The sequence below is a fragment of the Paenibacillus sp. Pae15 genome (assembly GCF_024519685.1).
In the GTDB taxonomy this organism is placed as follows: domain Bacteria; phylum Bacillota; class Bacilli; order Paenibacillales; family NBRC-103111; genus Paenibacillus_G; species Paenibacillus_G naphthalenovorans.
This window is the reverse complement of sequence record NZ_JALJRM010000051.1, coordinates 1-17810: the sequence shown is the minus strand read 5'-3', so window position 1 is coordinate 17810 and position 17810 is coordinate 1. Positions and strand designations below refer to the sequence as shown.

Here is a 17810-nt window from a genome sequence, read left to right as displayed (position 1 = left end):
CGTTTTCTTTCCGGATCGAATCGGGCAGCACTTGCCGTAAGGGGCCAATCTCCCCTAGGGCAGATTCCTTTATACATGAGTTTACACAAAATTATTGACAGACCCGTATCGGCTTTTGCTAGTCCTGTGGAATTAGAAGAATTCTCCCCACCTGGAACCTCTATCACAGTCAGACCATTGACTCCGGAAGAGATCACTCTGCTTGAGCAAAGAGCCAATGGAAACAAAGAAGTTAGTCTCTTTGATGTTGGCATCTTATCTGATAGCTGGAGCGGAAATGTTACCGTGCCAATTAATAAGGATGGGAACCAAGGAGCAAACGTAGGCCATGCATTTATTCCATCTCCAGATAGATATGTATTAATATACGTAGGGGACTTGCCTGGCACTATGCCATCCGTTAATTTAAGCATTCAAAGTCAAACCAACAGCAATGTCCAGTGGTGGAGATCGAATATTAAGGGCAATTCGCTGGTTGTTATTGACACAGGCAGTTACAGCAACCACACTTTCCAAATCAAAACAAGCACGAACGAGGCAAATTCAAGAAGTGCATATTTTGAATGGACTACCTCAAGCACTAATTAAGGTGTTATCCATAATCTCAAAGAAGCACTGCCCCCCGGCAGTGCTTCTTCATGTTAGAAAGCAAACTTTTCTCTTGAGTTCGTTGTTTTTAGTCCTCAAATTCAGCCTGTTCTTCAGGGGACAGCAAGGCTCTTGCCGCGAGCTCTCTTTCCTTGAATTCAGCGCTTTCTTCAGGTGTCAATTTCCTTATTGTAATGGAGGTTCCCGGTGGTATTGAGTCTGGACGCAGCCCATAATCGTCTTCTTCAAACTCGGCCTGTTCTTCAGGAGACAACAAAGCTCTTGCTGCAAGTTCTCTATCTTTAAATTCAGCACTTTCTTCAGGAGTTAATTTTCTTATTGTAATAGAAGTTCCCGGTGGAATGTCGCCTGAATGAGAATTGTCATTACGGCTATCTTTATCCGGAGCTGGTTCTGGGATTAGCCGAAGTTCAGGGCCGAATAGTCCCGGTTTATCTTCCTCTTTAGGTACCATCGTGGTTGATGGAGTTTGGATGGCACTTAATCCGTTGTTAGCCGAAGATTCGACGGGAGCAGTGACGGATGGAGCTTTCGTGCTACTTTTTTTAGGTTTGGGCTCGGTTGCAGGCTCGGGCTCCAGTGTAGGTACGGGTTGAGGTTCTTTGACTTGGACTTCCTCATCTGATTCATTCTCCGCTACAAGTGTAGCAGGAGCTTGACTTGGCTGTGCCTCAGCAGGGTGGGGTTCCTTCTCAATTACCGCATCAGCAGGGGCCGCTTTCGGAATTTGCTCGCTTGGTCGAACCTCAGCCTGACCTTCCTCATATGGAATGACTTCTGGCGAATAGTGAGCAGCCCATACCGCTGCGGATGTGCTAATTGCGGCAACGGAAAATACAGCTGTTATCGTCAGATATAATGTTTTCTTTCTTAGTTTCTTTACATTCAGCATCATCATTAATCTCCTTTTCAATTGTTGGCCATCACCCGATAAGGAGGCGCAAAATCGCACGGGTAAATGCCTTGTTCCCGCCATGACGTTCAAAATCGTCTCCCCGTACCGTTTTCGCTCGGCATGGGACATCTCTCTGACAACTTCTTCATCGCAAGACAGCTCGCTCCAGGTGTGAATATCCTTACGGAGAATGTGTATGAAGGGGTTAAACCAATGCAAGGCTGACGCTCCCAGGGTGAAGGCCTTGACCCATAAATCTTTCCGTTTCAGATGGATCAGCTCATGACGCATGATCATGTCCATATTCACGTTAACGATATTCTCTTTAGGAAGATAGATGGTCGGTTTCCATAACCCGACAAGAACAGGGCTCCGAAGAGCAGAGCTGTAAGCAAGCCGAACGTTGCGCTTCAATCCAAGAGGTTCTTTAATCAAGGAGAGTTGTTCAACTGCCTGGCTGTCTCTCGGAACGGCGGTGCGTGAATGTTCTAGTGTCCTTACAAATTTGCGATAGCAGTACAGCTGCCATGTTGCAAAAACGATCACGCCGGTTGCCCATACGATAATAAGGAATAGAGCTGCTTGAGCTGTAATGGTCTGCCCCGTAATAAGCGGTTCCGGACTGAACCCTGAATAAGTTCCGGATAGCCCTTGTTCCACTGTTGAAGGCTGCCCGCCGATAGCCGGGACGGTAGCTGCCGCGTTGAAAGTCAGCGATACGATCCACTGAATACCTAGGACTACGGGGAATAGAAAAAAGCCTACGGCCATTTTGCTAAGTCCATAACGCCATTTGGTCGGGAAGGCGCCGGCGGGCAAGAGCCGCAATATAAGAATACAAGCTACGACGACGCTTCCGGCGGCATTCAGCGTAATCAGTAGTTCAAGAATGGTATTCATGGGCTGCACCTACTTTCCGGAAAACCATTGCTTCAGCTCTTTAATATCTTCATCCGAAAGCTTGTCGCCGTCATATAAGGCAGCGATTAGGTTCTTCACCGATCCCTGGTATAATCCGTCCAGTACATGCTGCGTCTCGGCCAGCTTGTAATCTTCCGGTGAGATCAGGGGCGTATACATGTTCGTTCGGCCATGCCTTGTGGCTTCCAGTGCCCCTTTATCCACCAGACGCGACAGGAAGGTAGAGATCGTCTGGGCCTTCCACGCTTTGCCCCGCCCCGCAAAAATCCGCAGCAATTCCGTCGATGTGACAGGAGGCTCACACTCCCAGATCACCTCCATGAGTTCCATTTCCGTATCCGATAGCTTCTGAACTTGGTTCACGGTGAACACCTCACTACAGTCGTTATGCGTCCATAACGAAATGAATTACTACACTACGTAGTGATTATAATTTACTACAGGGTGTAGTGGGTGTCAAGGGAGAGGGGATTTAGGACGATTTGTAGTGGGGGAAAGCCAAACCTAACTGGCTCCTGCTGAGTCTGCTTTTACAACGGAATTTATTTACTGAAGCTTTGAGATAGGCGTGAACTGATCTGTCTACAAATGCTATCATTTAGGTAGCTTGATTGAGGAAATGACGGATACCTGAGGAAAGGAGCGAGCATATGAGTAATACGAACAAACAAATCGCTTATAAAGCACTAGTCAATCAACGGAAAAAATGCACGATATGTGATCCTGCGCAATACGAGCTGATAAATCCAGGACTGGTGCAGGACAAGTCCCTTGATACCAATAAAATCGGCCACTGGACAGAGTGGCAAGGCAGTCTGGATGCCAAAATAATGGTTGTTGGACAGGATTGGGGAGATTTCAACACACTGGTTGGACAAAAAGGGAAATCCAACGTAGAAGAAAGTGCGACGAACCGCGCATTGGTTCAATTGTTGAATATCGCTGGTGTGGACATTGACGAGCGTACTGCAAGAAACAGACACGAGGATTTATTTTTTACCAATGCGATATTGTGTATGAAAACAAAAGGCGGTTTAGCAGGTAAAGTGAGAGGATCGTGGTTTCGAAATTGTGTGTCCACATTTCTTAAGCCGCTCATCGAAGACATTATTCAACCTAAAGTTGTAATCACTCTGGGAGAGAAGGCTACCAGGTCCTTACTGCGTGAATATGGGCATAAAGGAATAAAATTCAGAGAATTGGTCGAACGTGATTCACCGATCAAGGTCAGCGGGAATACGGTTGTGTTTCCGGTATTTCATTGCGGCAGTTTAGGACGAAGAAACAGACCATTCGAACAGCAAAAGTTGGACTGGCTGCGAATCAAGCGTTACCTGGAAAGTCCATACGATGATAGAATGTCAATCTAGAAATGAAAGGATTGGTTCATTTTTGCATAGGAGTTGGTCCAGATGTTGGCACTGAAAACGATGATTTCAAGCTTTTTTCAGCATGTACAAGATCATAGAATCGAAATATACAACGAATTCAGCTTACAGCACGAGTTGGGGATTTACTTACGAGAAAGGCTCCCTCAATATAAAGTTCAGTTTGAGCGTAATGTTTCGTATTTTTCAAGCCAATCCAGCACCATTAAAAAGGAAATCGACATCTCAATATTTACGAAGGATTACACGGAGAAGTATGCAATTGAGCTGAAATGCCCTTTAAAGGGACAGTATCCTGAACAAATGTATTCCTTTGTGAAGGATATAAAATTCATGGAGCAGCTGAAGGCTCTAGGATTCGCTAAGACAGCTTGTGTTGCACTGGTATCCGACAAACCCTTTTACCAAGGGACAAATAATAGAGGCATCTACAAGTTTTTCAGGGAAGAGTATGCGGTTTACGGGAACATCTACAAACCTACGGGTTCCGGCAAAGATGAAGAATCCATTTCGCTATCGGGTAGCTATGCGATTGACTGGAAGGACTTAAATGCTCAAAGTAAATTTTATATTGTAGAAATAGAGTAGGGAGTAGGGGACAAATCTAGGTTTATGAGCTAGGTTAAACATAGAAGACATCTTATATAACCCTCTATTCACTAGAGCCTTTATGCTCTTCAGTTATGATAAAATAAAGATACATAATTAACCATGTAAAGGATGAGAATCTATGCCGGTATACAATAAGCTAGTTCGGGATCTGATTCCCCAAGTCATTGAAGCTACAGGCAAAGAATTTCGCACGCGGATCTTGGATGAGGAAGAGTATAAGAAAGAGTTGATACTAAAGCTGAAGGAAGAGTCGGAGGAATACTTTGCTGCTGAGAGTTCGAAGGAGTCGTTGGAAGAGCTTGCAGATATGCTTGAGGTCATCCGGGCATTGGCGGTTGTGCATGGAGCAACATGGGAAGAGCTTGAAGCCCTGAGAGAGAAGAAGGCGGAAGCTCGAGGCGGATTCCAGAAACGGGTGTATCTAATCGATGTCGACGACAACGCTTAATGTCAAGCTGATTACGGAAAACTTAGCAGATGATCTAATCACCGGGATGCAGAATGCTTCCGGAATCTATATTATGACTTCGTTCATTATGCAGTCAGGAGTACGATTGCTCGCGCCCCATTTGAAAGGTGCAATCGAACGGGGAGCTGAGGTTAAGGTTCTCGCTGGGGATTATTTGTTCGTTACGCAGCCGGAGGGGTTGCAGGCATTACGTGATATTGATCCTCGGCTGGAGGCAAGGCTATGGCGTAGTATGGGAACATCCTTTCATCCCAAAGCCTATTTGTTTGACTACGAAAACGGTGAAGGGCTCCTTATTGTTGGCTCCTCTAACTTCTCCATGTCCGCCATGAGAATGGGGATGGAGTGGAACCTGGCTATGAATGCAAAGGCCGAGCCTTATACGTTCCAAGTGGCATTAGAGAAGTTTATGCAAAACTTTTATCACGATTCTACGCTGCCGCTCAATGACAACACCATTGCTCTGTATGAAGCGGAATATCGGACGTACCATCGCAAAAATCCAGAGCTAATTCGAATGATCACCGAGATGGAGGAGAATGAGTACCGAACCGAAAACGCCAGCGATCCTGTAGAGGATAAGGTTCCGGAAGACGAACAAGCTTCGATTCATCCACGTTTTGCTCAGATTGATGCTCTTGACGCGCTAGAGAGAACGTTAGAAGAAGAATATGACAAAGCCATGGTCGTGATGGCCACCGGACTCGGAAAAACCTATCTTGCGGGCTTTTTCGCTCAGCGTTTTCAACGCGTACTGTTCATTGCGCATCGAGAAGAAATTCTCTATCAAGCCAAACGGTCATTCCAGCGCATCATGCCGGACAAAACTTTCGGTATCTATAATGGTGTAAAAAAAGAAGGGAACGCGGATTGCGTTTTTGCTTCCATCTACACGCTTGGGATGAAGAAGCATCGTGAATCGTTCGCACCGGACGGATTTGATCTTATCGTGGTGGACGAATTCCATCATGCAGCTGCAAACTCATACCAATCGGTTATCCAGTATTTTGAGCCGAAATTTCTACTAGGTATCACAGCTACCCCAGACCGAATGGACGGGAAGGATGTGTATGCGCTTTGTGATGGCAACGTCGCCTACCAAATTCATTTCATTGAAGCCATCCGTCGCGGCTGGTTGTCCCCGTTCCAATACTATGGGGTCTATGACGATACAGATTATTCATCCATCCGATGGCTTGGAACGCATTATGATGACGAGCAGTTGACTGCAGCTCAGTTGAGAGAGTCGCTGGCTGACAAGATCTACGATGCCTGGAGAGAGCATAAGCAAACACGGACGATTGGCTTTTGCTCATCAATCCGACAAGCGGATTTTTTGGCGGGGTATTTTCAAGACAGAGGAGTAGCTGCAGTCAGCCTTCACTCTGGTGCCGTAGGAATTACGAGGGGAGAGGCAATAGACCGTCTGGATAGAGGAGATTTAGAAATCATATTTACGGTGGATTTGTTCAATGAGGGAGTAGATATTCCTAGTGTCGATACGCTGCTCTTTGTCCGACCGACCGAATCCTTAACCGTATTTACACAACAGGTTGGCCGGGGACTGCGGTTATCAGAGCAAAAGACGCACTGCACAATCATTGACCTCATCGGAAATTATCGTAATGCAGACGTGAAGCTGCGATTATTCGCTAATGACGGTGAAGGAAAGAGAACGGCCAAGGAACCGGTCATCCCGACGGTACCGGATGGATGCGAGCTCCATTTGGAGACGTCTGTTATTAATCTGCTGGACGAATTAAGCCGTAAGAAGCTGCCGCATCGCGAGCGTCTACACCGTTCTTTCCTGGATCTCAAGAATGAGCTTGGTCGAATCCCTACCTATCTGGAGCTTCATCTTCATGGGAGCTCGAACAGCTGGGAATATCGGAATGAATTCGGTTCTTATATCGGCTTTCTCCTCTGGGCCGAGTGCTTAACGAAGGAAGAAGAGGACATCTATTATCGATATGAGGCTTGGATACGCGATGTCGAGAAGACCGTCATGACCAAGAGTTATAAAATGATCGTGCTCCTGTATATGCTCGAGCGTGGGCCTGAGCACTGGGCAGAACCGGTTACTTCTCAGGAGGTAGGGCCATTCTTTCACAGCTATCTAACAGAAAAGGAATACCGGAGGCGAATCGATTTCTCCGATAAGGATTCGAAGCGACTCTGGGAATACAATGAGATCGGCGTTAGCCAGCTCATTGAGCGGATGCCAATGACGAAATGGGGCTCGGCTAAAGGAAGCATGACCCGCTTCGAGGATGGTGTGTTTAGTCTAAGATTCGAACCTGCTCCTGAGCATCTATCCATACTGCACCGGTGGACGAAGGAGATTTGTCTGTATAGGTTGCATCATCATTTCGAGCGAAAAGAGGAAAAGCGGGGAGCTCATCTATGATATGTGGAATGGAGGTTATTACCTACCGAAAAAAGGAGATTTGCCGCTGGATGTTGGCAATCTCCTTTTTTACTATTCATTATTCTCCTTATTTTTCATTAGTTCGCTTGGTAAGTCAGCATCAAGATTCGACAAACCTTCCAAATAGGATTGTCTGAATTTTTTTGCATTGGAAATTAGAACTTCATCTTGTGTTTTGTCTTGGATAGCAGTTATAAAATTATCATGTACAATTAATTGTACAACATAACCCATTGCCATGGACCGAAATGAAGCGAACATGTTCTTTCAGTTCATCAACAAGCTTTATGGTCAAACATCGATTATTTTAACTTCCAACAAAGGCCCCGAAGATTGGGGCGAACTCTTGGGGGATCAGGCCATTACAACGGCGATCCTTGACCGAATCCTGCACAAAAGCGAGGTGATTCAGCTGAACGGAGACAGCTATCGCTTGAAGTATCGGCAGACGATTTTTCAGAACGCTTAGTGTTCAAAATTAATTAGCGAAAATTGTTCAAAAGGTCTTGACGGTTACAGGCAGATCTACACCTCTAATCCAGGGGGCTGGCCCCCGGCTATTTATCGCGAAAGAATGCTGGCACAAGCCGCTTAGTAATGGGATTTCAGTATGAGGGTGTTTTCAAACTGCACTTTTTTTGACAACTCCAGTGCTTTGCTCTTTCCAAATGATGAGCTCTCAATTGATCGTGGTAACGTGACATTTTCATGTGCCATTCGTGCATCTGGCGAATATAAGTGGCGTGGTCATGGGTATACATAGGCATTGCATAGTGAGTAAAAGTAAAATGGACTTACCCTGTTCCCTGCCTGTTTAATATATTTTTTAGTTCTAAAACAATCCAGACTAATACTGGAATTGCCACAGAGACTGTCGCCGATAACGGGTAAAGCGTTGTAACGTAAAGATCGTCGAAATGGCGATGATTTTCAATGCCTGCAAAGGTGATAACGAACACCGCAATTGTGATTGCCAGATGCACCGCCCACTCTTTTTTAAGTCCTAACCATTGGCGAATTCCGTTATTCAGAACAATCTGGAATGTTGACATCCTTATTACACAACCTAAAACCATGACGGCTATACCATAGACATCAAAACGTTCAATAAATCCGAACTTTACCATTCTAACGACGCTTTGAGCCGCATATTCAAGATTCTTAACTTGTTCCAGACCGAAAATCATTAGAGTACTCGAGATGGTCCCTAGAAACATGAATGTAATGAGTAAAACGAATACGGAGTTGGTAAAAAACAACGATTTCGATTTAGCGTGATCTTTTTTTAACTTCAGCATCAGCAGTATGATAAATTCCCCGAACAAGGCTGTAGTTACTAACATGCCGCTCATCAGAGGCATCAACCCTTGCTCGAATAAAGGAAACAGATTTTGGTGATCTTTTTCCGGTATCGTTGCAATTCCTATTGATACTCCGGTAAAAATAATAATTAACAGTAAAATTTCACTTATGCGCGCTATACTTTCGATTCTTGTATGAACTGCATACAATACCACAAGATAAAAAGCTGCCCCCAAAGCCCAACTAGGTGTTTCCGGCAAAAAAACTACTTGGATAAAATCGAGTAATGCGTAGAGTGTAATCACTAACATATACATAAAATAGACCAGGAATGCCAGTGAAAGAGCTTTTCCCAAAATGGTGCCGAACCCCAGCTCCGACAACTCAACAAGCGTTTTTGACGGGTACAGCTTATGAAGACGAAATAAAATAAAGCCAAATAATAAGCCAATGGGAATTGTACATAAAATGGCCGCCCATGCATCTCTTCCGGACAAGAGAAACATAGTATGCAAAAGTACCATATGGCCCATAACAGGCAAAATCATTGAAAGCAAAAAGACGGACTGTCGGTAGGAAATAAATTGCATATCGTCTCACCTGATTTTATTTTCCAGGGTTATTATTAATTAACCCATTTTTAGGAAGGTGGGTTTTCACACGAACATCCACTTCAATGGAGGGATATATCGTTTCCCAGTGCTGATGATGATTTTTCCAGTACTGTTTATCTTGACGGTTAATGACTCCTGCGAATCCGAAAATATTTGCTTTTAATTCTTTTTGAATTTTTCTTATCGCATGTTCGACTTCTTTTTTAACCGTCTGTGCATAGGATTGTTCAATTGACTTTATTGTCGTATCATTTAGTTCCAATGGCCTGGTTATACTGCCTAGGAATCCCGTCTCATTAATCTCTATAATGATTTTGGGTTTATTATCCATCACCTGACTCCGCATAGACGATTGAGATTTTTTAATCTCTATAGAAAGATAATTCGGCACTTCATCATTCCCGGGTTTATATTGGACCACTTGAAGTCCACCCTGAACTTCACCTACTACTCTTAACATCCCCCTCGTTTCCTTTGAATTTAACTCTCCCACCATTTTGTCGTCTTTAAAAACCGCCGTGCCGAAAATTTCAAAATTTTGCTTTCCATTCCGTATTATTGGAAGATAAGGATCTTCGTATGGTTCCATTAATTTTTGAATAAAATCATGCAATTCCACTTTCGGCGCCTTGGCCAAGCTTTCTTGTTCTTCCAAGGCAAGCTGCATTGCGGCGGCAGGAATGGGATTGATATTGCTTTTCATGTTTAAGAGATCCTTGGCCTTGCCCTTTGTGACAAAAACATTCATGCGAAAACGGGGTTCGTGATCTCGGGCCAAAAAATCAATGCGGGGGCGAACTCCGGTCTTGGCAGCTTCTTCACCTATAATATAGGCATTAATATGATGCCAGATTTGTTTTTTTCCCCCTTTTATAATTAAATCGCGTACCGCTTCAAAAACGGTAAAGCCAGTAGTACTATTCACAAGTACCGCACCTGATTTGTTCTTTTTCACCTCGCCGGGTTTCACTACCTGAGTCGTGGCCTCAAATTTATTTTCATCTTTTACATCAATGCCGACTGCAGCAACAATTCCAACATCCTTCAATTCAGACCTACCCCAACATCCTGTTAATACAAGTATAGAAATAATAAGAAAGACCCCACCCGAAATTCTCATTTATTTCGCACTCCTTTAATCATTTTCGTAATTTTTCGGAGGATGAGGTCTCTGTCCTTCGGCTTGTCGAATTTCATTTACTGTATTTAAAACTTCGGGACGCCGATTTAGAGCCCACAATGGAGTTCGAATAAATAAGTCCTTCCATCCGCTCCATGTAATCGGAAACAAAGGGGACATATATGGAATGCCGAAGGAACGAAGGGATGCTACGTGAAGCATCAATGCAGCAACGATTAAGATCATACCGTATAGCCCGAATGTTCCCGCAGCGAACAAATATAGAAACCGAAGTATTGCCGCGACATCGGCAAGACCGGTGACCAGAAACCCGGTAATTGCAGAAACAGCAATAACTATTACTGTCGGTGCTCCGACAAGACCTGCATTGACCGCCGCTTCACCGATCACCAAGGCACCCACAATGGAGACAGCCTGTCCGACCGGTCTTGGCATTCGAACTCCTGCTTCTCTAAGCCATTCAAATGTAATGAGCATTAATAACACTTCTATGGCCAAAGGGAACGGCACACCTTCTCTGGATGCAGCAATGCTGATTAATAATTCAGTTGGGAATATCTCCTTATGAAAATCCTGAAATGCCACATATGCACCCGGTGAAAGAGTGGTTACCAAGAAACCGGCCAGTCTGAGCAAGCGGATGATGGTTGCATAATAGGGACGCGAATAATAATCTTCTGAAGACTGAAACGATTCAAACATAAGATGAGGAATGACCAATACCGTGGTACTTCCTTCCACAAATATAGCTACTCTTCCTTCAAGCAACCGTGCGGCAACGACATCCGGTCTTTCAGTATTGGCGACCGTAGGAAATATTGAGAAGGGAACATCTTCGATAAATGCTTCGATATAACCGCTTTCCAATACGGCGTCAATTCGAATACGCTGGAGTCGTTTCTTAACTTCTTCTACAATTCCAGGCGAGACAATGTCATCAATATATGCGATTGCTACTTCAGTTTGTGTAACCTCGCCCACAACCATTTGGGTAATCTGCAGCTTGGGATGATGAATCCGGCGCCGCAGCATGGATGTATTGATACGAAGGGTTTCAACGAACCCTTCCCTTGGTCCGCGCACAGTGGTTTCCGTTACCGGTTCCTCAATGCCTCTGCTTTCCCAGGCCCGCACTCCCAGAACCAAAGCTTCGTTTAACCCATTAATGAATAGAAGTGAATCCCCTTTCATTAACTGCGCGGTACTTTTTTTCATTGAACTTTCTTTTTTTATACTGCTTATGTTAATTACGGTATTCTCAATATGCTTAAGAAGATCAGATTCATTTCCTTCTTGAAGACTAAGACTCATTAGCGGTTTTAGAACATGTTCATTTACCATCGTTTTATCGAACAGACCGTCGACTGCCACAAAAAAAGCTTCTACATCTTGATTTTTACCGATTGAAAAAGATCGAAAAACAATATCGGAGCTTTCTTGATATAGTTTTGTTAAAAAAGAAACATTATCAGATAATGTAGCAGATATGAACTGCTCTTCTATCTCAGGTTGTCTGCGTATTTCTTTTTGATACTTTATTTTACTTTTTATCCATTTAATCAAGGGAATCACCAATAATAATATTCCCTAAAAATGGGTAACTATTCAGGTACCCCTTAAATCCCTGCTGGACTCAGCGGGATTTTGTTTTAAACTCGAACCATGAAGATTCAAGGACGAAACCTTGCTCAAGAAAATATCGAATGGATCAGCGGTCTTATCGCGGATCATCCAGACTGGCATCGAAGCCGCCTTTCCCAGGAAATTTGTATAGCGTGGAACTGGGTGAATGCCAATGGTCAACTCAAAGACATGGCTTGTCGGACCATGCTTCTTAAATTAGAGCGAATGGGACAGATCACGCTCCCGCCACCACGCTCGGTTGGTGTTGGAAATGCGGTCAGACATCTTCGCTCTGTCCCCCATTCCACATATGACATTGTGTGTACGCTGCGCGAATTGACACCTCTGCGTATCGAGGCGGTTCGTGAGAAGGCCATGTCCCGCCTGTTCAAACATCTGCTGGCGGAATACCATTACCTCGGCTTCAGCGGTACCGTCGGCGAGAATATGAAATACCTCGTCTTCGATCGGCAGCAGCGTCCGCTTGCTTGTCTGCTCTTCGGTTCCGCCGCGTAGAAGGTCGCTTACCGCGATCAGTGGATCGGCTGGAATGCGGCTGCTCGGCAAGAGGCTCTGCCATTCATCACAAACAACATGAGATTTCTCATTCTGCCATGGGTCCGTGTTCCTCATTTGGCCAGTCACATTCTCGCTGCCATCGCCAAACGCGTTAGCGACGACTGGATGTACAAGTATGGACATCCCATCTATATGCTCGAAACCTTCGTCGATCAAGAGCGGTTTCGCGGCGTCTGTTACCGGGCTGCCAATTGGATTCGCGTCGGACAGACGCAGGGGCGCAGCCGCGACGACACGCAGCGTCTGTTCCAAGTCTCGAGTCAAAGATGTGTATCTGTATCCCCTCATCCCGCACGTAAGGGAGGTGCTCTCCGATGAAACGCGAAGATATTCTTAAAGTGTATGAAGCTGGTCCCGATGCCGTCGTCAATTTGGTTCAAGGGTTAATTCGGGAATTCACCGCCGAAATCCATGAATTGAAAGAACGAGTCAAAACACTTGAAAACCAATTGATCAAAATAGCCGCAATTCCGGTAAACCGCCATCATCGGACGGATTCAAGAAACCGAACTTGGACCATATTGAACCGGGGCGGTAGAGAGACCGTGGAATGGATGAACAAAAGTATAAGAATGAGTTTTTACGACAAGGAACGGGAGCTATTAGAAAGGAAAGGCACTAAAGAGACCACTTCTTCTATACAAGTAGATTCGTAACGCTTGTAAGGAACTAAAAAGTCCGGTAGCTCATGATGTATCTTACAACAACCGGTACAGCGTAATCTTCGAAGCGATAACACCTTGACTTCTCCCGTAGCATTCCTACTGATTCTTTTCCGACTCCCCACAACAGGGGCAGGGAACCACTTCCACACACCTAACAAAAAACGCCGGTAATCTTCTCAACCAGCTCATAATTTGATACAATGACCATGTTGAATTTTTGTGTGAGGATGTCTCCAGTGAACCTGCTCGAACAGGTACACGTTTATGGGGGCATCCTTTTCCTTTACTGTGATACGGTCATTATATTCGTCAATCCCTGGACAGGCAATTCAGTCAGCTATTGGGCATTATGATTCAGCGGCAACATTACTATATTTAGTATGTATTGACTATTACAATTTATACATATATTGCACATAATTGAATTTGTTACAAAAAAACATACGTGGAGGTTTTGTTATTGAATAAGATTTTTGGTAAGAAAAAATTGCTTTTAGCATCCACTTATACTACAGTTGCTAGAGCTCAGTTAAGTAATACTGCGGTTACCTACCAAAACAATGCACGCAGCTTGATTACGAATTTTAATAACTGGGATAACTCTGACCCAAGTTGGGGTGTAAGTGTAGTTAGCGGATTTTAAGTAAGTATTGACCTTTGTATCAAATAACAGAAGGAAGGAGAGCATTCTTATGGATAGATCAACATTATGGCGCTCTCTTGCTTTTATCTCCATAGGAATCATGTTATTGATAGATATTATAGGTGTTATTTACATTGTTATGAATAATGATCAGGTCATCAAAGGAACAGTCTATATAATTATATGGACTTCGATAATAATCTTTTGGTTATTTAGATTGCGTTCGTGGATTCGTGAAGGTAGATTTTAGAATTAAAGCATATGGCCCTAGCAGTAACACCAGGACAAGGTGCTGGTCAGATTGACGAGAAAGCCCCTTCTATTTGAAGGAGCTACTGAGAACGTACTAAGTTTTGTGTAAATGGTTAAACTTTCCATTAGGGAGATGATCATTTATGCAAGATGCAAAAGACAAGACATTGAAGGAATTAGCTAAGGATTGCCGGACGGTTGAAGATGTTCATGAGATGCTAAAGAATATGTGTCGCGACACCCTACAGCCAGTTGTTTGAAGCCGAAATAGACAACCATTTAGGCTACATCAAGCACAGTTCTGAAGGCGATCTAACAGGCAACAGTCGGAACGGCTACAGTAAAAAGACCATCAAAACAAAGTTTGGCAACACCGAACTGCAGATACCACGTGATCGAAACAGTGAGTTTGAGCCTCAAGTTATCAAAAAGCACGAAACGACCCTCAATGGCTTAGAGGAGCAGATTATTGGCCTCTACGCGAAAGGCATGTCTACTCGAGACATTGAAGATCATATGCGGGATCTGTACGGCATTGACGTATCGTGTCCTAGCTTCACTTTCTCAATAATGCCTAGAAATCGGTGCATGGTGCGGTTTCTAGGCGTTTTTTACTTTGGGACTCGCACCAAAACGCACTAATTTAGTTATCAACCTTAATATAACGAACTGCTCTATACCCCTATATTTAACACATATAACCTTCTAGATATGTTTTATAAGACCATTTTAATCAAAATCAATGTTTGACAATTTATAGGGAATTGATTAAGTTTGTATGTGGGTGTGTAAAAAAATGGAAAGTCAAATTGTTGAAAATTTCAAAGCAAGATATGAGAAGCTTGGTGATCGGACAAATGAAGAAAACATTAAGATTAGGGTAATAGCAGTAAGTTTCGGGAGAAGCTGAGGAAGATGGATTTGCTGATTCTCGATGAGGTGGGATACGTCCCGTTCAGCCAAACGGGCTCAGAACTACTGTTTAACGTGATTGCGGATTGTTATGAACGGCAAAGCGTGATTGTGACGTCTAATCTGGAATTTGGACAATGGACGAGTATTTTGGGGACACGAAATTGACGTCAGCGCTGGTAGACCGGCTTGTACACCACGCTCACATTCTCTCGTTTACCGGGGATAGTTTCCGTCTGAAACAGGCGATGGAACGAATTCCGGGTTGATGATTCTACTGGCAAGTGTCTGTCGGCATTTTTCGCTGCCGAAATTAGCATTTTTCTCTTGCGAAAAACAAGCAGTCTGAAATCGAGCAACATTTAAAACAGGAATTGACCTCCGCGCAGTTCAAGCTCATCCTCGAATGGGAGGAAACGTTGAATTACCGACATACGACATACGATTGAAAAGAAATGGATGTACCGTGCCGGACTGCGGGACGGCATGCAAATGGCGCGGGTCTTTTATGCTCCACGATAAGAGGGCAAAGCCTAATGTCATAGATTCGTGTTCTCTATAAAGCTTGGCAATCGGTGTATGGTGCAGATTTCTAGGCTAGATTCATGCACAACAATTTTGATTTTGATAGTACTATCTATAAGAAGTAAGGTAGTTTATACTAAATTATTCATTGATATCAGTCGATAAATATATCAATTAGTATTTACACCTCGGGTGGTTTTCGTGAGAATAGCTCATAATATATCAGCATTAAATACATTAAATAGACTTAACAAAAATAATAGATCTATTGGGAATTCTTTAGAAAAACTATCCTCGGGTTTACGCATTAACAGAGCGGCAGATGATGCAGCAGGACTAGCAATATCTGAAAAGATGAGGGCACAAATCAGAGGATTAGAGCAAGCGGAGAGAAATATTCAAGATGGGATATCCTTAATTCAAACAGCAGAAGGTGGATTAACAGAAATAACTGATAATTTGCAACGAGCTAGAGAATTAGCTGTCCAAGCGGTAAATGATACATTAACTGATGAAGATAGATATATGATTCAGAAGGAAATAATGCAGTTAAAACAAGAAATTGATGATATTGCAAATCTCACTCAATTTAATGGGATTAACCTTTTAAATGTTGAAAACAGTAATTTAACGACAGTAAGCTTTTCTACATATGTTGGTGATAATATATCCTCACTAACAAGATCAACTTTGATTGGAAACAGTGAGAACATACATACGGCAAGTGGAATAAATATTATTTCTGGAGTTAATGATGGGTTGACAATCAAGTTTGATGGTACAGCGTACTCCATTAATATATCGCCAGGATTCTACAGCGGTTCTTCTACTGCATTATACAATGATATTAATACCAAGCTGACTGCTCTAGGCGCACCTGTTACACTATCTGATGTATATAGTGACTGGGATGATACTCATATGAGAACGTTATTAACGAGTACAATTCCAGGTAACCATACGATTGAGGTTGAAGGGACAGCATTTAATGAGATATTTGCAGCAGAACCCCAATTTGGTGGAAATTATGAAGTTTGGGGAAGAGAAGCTGATTTTTCCGTAGGGTATACTGTTGAAGCAGGCATTAATGATACGTTAAACTTTATTGAAAATGGGGTATCTAAAACAATTGTTCTTACTGAAGGCTCGTATAGTAGAGATGAACTGATTGCGGAGTTAAATAATCAATTTGCCAATGTAGGTGCTAGTATTACCGCTTCAATGTCACCTTCAATTGGAGTAAATATGAGTGCTGGACCTGGAAATAAGCATTATATTCTTAAGCTCACACATAACTACAGTAGTTCGGAAAATGCAATTCAATTAGTGTCAGGCAATGCACTTAATCCCTTGTTTTTGCGTTTATCCCAGCTAGGAGATGTATGGACTCCAAAGACAACCAGTTATCTAAAAACGGATATTGATATTATAAGCGGAATAACGGTAAGAGCTGGACAGAATAAGTGGGAGTTTATTGTTGACGAAGGTATTAAAAAGGTAATAACACTATCACCTGGTTCATATACAGCTACGAGTTTAATCAATGCTTTAAATAATGAATTCAATAATGTAAGTGCAGGTATAATCGCAGTAAACGATAACGGGGTTCTAAAGTTTGAAAGGGAAATGAATGGTAGTAGTTATACAATTTCAAACTTCAGAGTAATTAATGAAACAAGTAGCGTTACGTGGAGAAGTTTACAAATAGGTGCAAACTCAAGCGATACATTTCAAATCCTCTTAACTGATGCGAGAGCAACTGCACTTGATGTGGATAATATTGACATTTCAAACAGCCAAGGCGCAGAATCTGCTATCTCTAAAATAGATAAAGCATTAGAAAAAGTATCATCAGAGCGTGCTAAATTTGGTGCATATCAAAATGCACTAGAACACATTCATAATAATATTTCAAATTATAAAATTAATTTAACGGCATCAGAATCACGAATAAGAGATGTTGATATGGCAAAAGAGATGATGGAGTTTACAAAAAATAATATTCTCGCTCAAGCCTCCCAAGCCATGTTAGCTCAAGCGAATCAGCAGCCTGAAGCCGTATTGCAAATATTAAGTAATAGTTAACTGCTCTCCAATAATATGGAGGGTTTCTTATTTTTTCCTGCATATTGGGCCGGATCCGTTCCTTGCAGCGGCTTTACTTCGTCCGATGTAGCTGCCTTTGGCAGATGGCTTCCAAGTAGGCGGCAGCCAGCTGCGTGTCGGAGAACT

At 43.2% G+C, this 17810-nt stretch carries 13 protein-coding genes and 5 pseudogenes; 12 read left to right on the top strand and 6 right to left on the bottom strand.

All coding sequences use genetic code 11. The annotated features are described in order from the left end of the window. Window positions 1-588: hypothetical protein (locus NR121_RS24400; protein WP_256832085.1), on the top strand; the 588-nt coding region annotated here is incomplete at its 5' end. Between the two features lie 88 nt (window positions 589-676). On the opposite strand, the gene NR121_RS24395 is transcribed toward NR121_RS24400, so the two are convergent. Together NR121_RS24395 and NR121_RS24390 are read right to left on the bottom strand one after the other, a co-directional pair. Continuing rightward, on the bottom strand, window positions 677-2404 hold the full coding sequence (locus NR121_RS24395; RefSeq protein WP_256832084.1) for a M56 family metallopeptidase: 1728 nt from the start codon (window positions 2402-2404) through the stop codon (window positions 677-679). A 9-nt stretch (window positions 2405-2413) separates the two neighbouring features. Continuing rightward, window positions 2414-2788, bottom strand: a complete 375-nt coding sequence (locus NR121_RS24390) for a BlaI/MecI/CopY family transcriptional regulator (RefSeq protein ID WP_054820277.1) — start codon at window positions 2786-2788, stop codon at window positions 2414-2416. A gap of 287 nt (window positions 2789-3075) precedes the next feature. On the opposite strand from NR121_RS24390, the gene NR121_RS24385 reads away from it, so the two are divergent. The 5 genes and pseudogenes from NR121_RS24385 to NR121_RS24365 form a co-directional block, all read left to right on the top strand. Continuing rightward, the gene (locus NR121_RS24385; RefSeq protein WP_256832083.1) at window positions 3076-3795 is read left to right on the top strand and encodes a uracil-DNA glycosylase family protein; all 720 of its coding nucleotides are present in this window, start codon (window positions 3076-3078) and stop codon (window positions 3793-3795) included. Between the two features lie 42 nt (window positions 3796-3837). Beyond that, window positions 3838-4401 carry a hypothetical protein gene (locus tag NR121_RS24380; RefSeq protein ID WP_256832082.1) on the top strand — a complete coding sequence of 188 codons (564 nt, stop codon included), beginning with the start codon at window positions 3838-3840 and terminating at the stop codon, window positions 4399-4401. A gap of 142 nt (window positions 4402-4543) precedes the next feature. Further along, a complete protein-coding gene (locus NR121_RS24375; protein ID WP_054820274.1) occupies window positions 4544-4873 on the top strand; it encodes a nucleoside triphosphate pyrophosphohydrolase in 330 nt (109 codons plus the stop codon). After that, the gene (locus tag NR121_RS24370; protein ID WP_074727456.1) at window positions 4854-7301 is read left to right on the top strand and encodes a DEAD/DEAH box helicase family protein; all 2448 of its coding nucleotides are present in this window, start codon (window positions 4854-4856) and stop codon (window positions 7299-7301) included. Before NR121_RS24375 ends, NR121_RS24370 begins: the two co-directional genes overlap by 20 nt. Before the next feature lie 253 nt (window positions 7302-7554). Then, a pseudogene (locus tag NR121_RS24365) lies at window positions 7555-7791 on the top strand (ATP-binding protein); the annotation flags it as partial. A 325-nt stretch (window positions 7792-8116) separates the two neighbouring features. Here the strand turns inward: NR121_RS24365 and NR121_RS24360 are convergent. The 3 genes from NR121_RS24360 to NR121_RS24350 are packed head-to-tail and all read right to left on the bottom strand — an operon-like array spanning window position 8117 to window position 11942. Then, on the bottom strand, window positions 8117-9214 hold the full coding sequence (locus NR121_RS24360; RefSeq protein WP_256832081.1) for a GerAB/ArcD/ProY family transporter: 1098 nt from the start codon (window positions 9212-9214) through the stop codon (window positions 8117-8119). Between the two features lie 16 nt (window positions 9215-9230). Continuing rightward, complete coding sequence (locus NR121_RS24355) at window positions 9231-10358, bottom strand: Ger(x)C family spore germination protein (protein WP_062410533.1); 1128 nt, start codon at window positions 10356-10358, stop codon at window positions 9231-9233. A gap of 15 nt (window positions 10359-10373) precedes the next feature. Next, complete coding sequence (locus NR121_RS24350) at window positions 10374-11942, bottom strand: spore germination protein (RefSeq protein WP_074727470.1); 1569 nt, start codon at window positions 11940-11942, stop codon at window positions 10374-10376. Window positions 11943-12041: 99 nt separating this feature from the next. Between NR121_RS24350 and NR121_RS24345 the strand changes: the two are divergent. Beyond that, window positions 12042-12899, top strand: a pseudogene (locus NR121_RS24345) (Druantia anti-phage system protein DruA). After that, a pseudogene (locus tag NR121_RS24340) lies at window positions 12896-13080 on the top strand (DUF6444 domain-containing protein); the annotation flags it as partial. The pseudogenes NR121_RS24345 and NR121_RS24340, both read left to right, overlap by 4 nt. Window positions 13081-13161: 81 nt before the next feature. On the opposite strand, the gene NR121_RS24335 reads toward NR121_RS24340, so the two are convergent. Beyond that, on the bottom strand, window positions 13162-13320 hold the full coding sequence (locus tag NR121_RS24335) for a DUF6431 domain-containing protein (protein WP_235594207.1): 159 nt from the start codon (window positions 13318-13320) through the stop codon (window positions 13162-13164). Window positions 13321-13706: 386 nt separating this feature from the next. Between NR121_RS24335 and NR121_RS24330 the strand changes: the two genes are divergently transcribed. The 4 genes and pseudogenes from NR121_RS24330 (at window position 13707) to NR121_RS25265 (ending at window position 17663) form a co-directional block, all read left to right on the top strand. Continuing rightward, window positions 13707-13889, top strand: a complete 183-nt coding sequence (locus tag NR121_RS24330; RefSeq protein WP_137671250.1) for a hypothetical protein — start codon at window positions 13707-13709, stop codon at window positions 13887-13889. Window positions 13890-14284: 395 nt separating this feature from the next. Beyond that, window positions 14285-14687 (top strand): annotated as a pseudogene (locus NR121_RS24325) (transposase); the annotation flags it as partial. 333 nt (window positions 14688-15020) lie between these two features. After that, window positions 15021-15322 (top strand): annotated as a pseudogene (locus NR121_RS24320) (ATP-binding protein); the annotation flags it as partial. Between the two features lie 457 nt (window positions 15323-15779). Next, the gene (locus NR121_RS25265; RefSeq protein ID WP_309144128.1) at window positions 15780-17663 is read left to right on the top strand and encodes a flagellin N-terminal helical domain-containing protein; all 1884 of its coding nucleotides are present in this window, start codon (window positions 15780-15782) and stop codon (window positions 17661-17663) included. Window positions 17664-17810 lie beyond the last annotated feature (147 nt).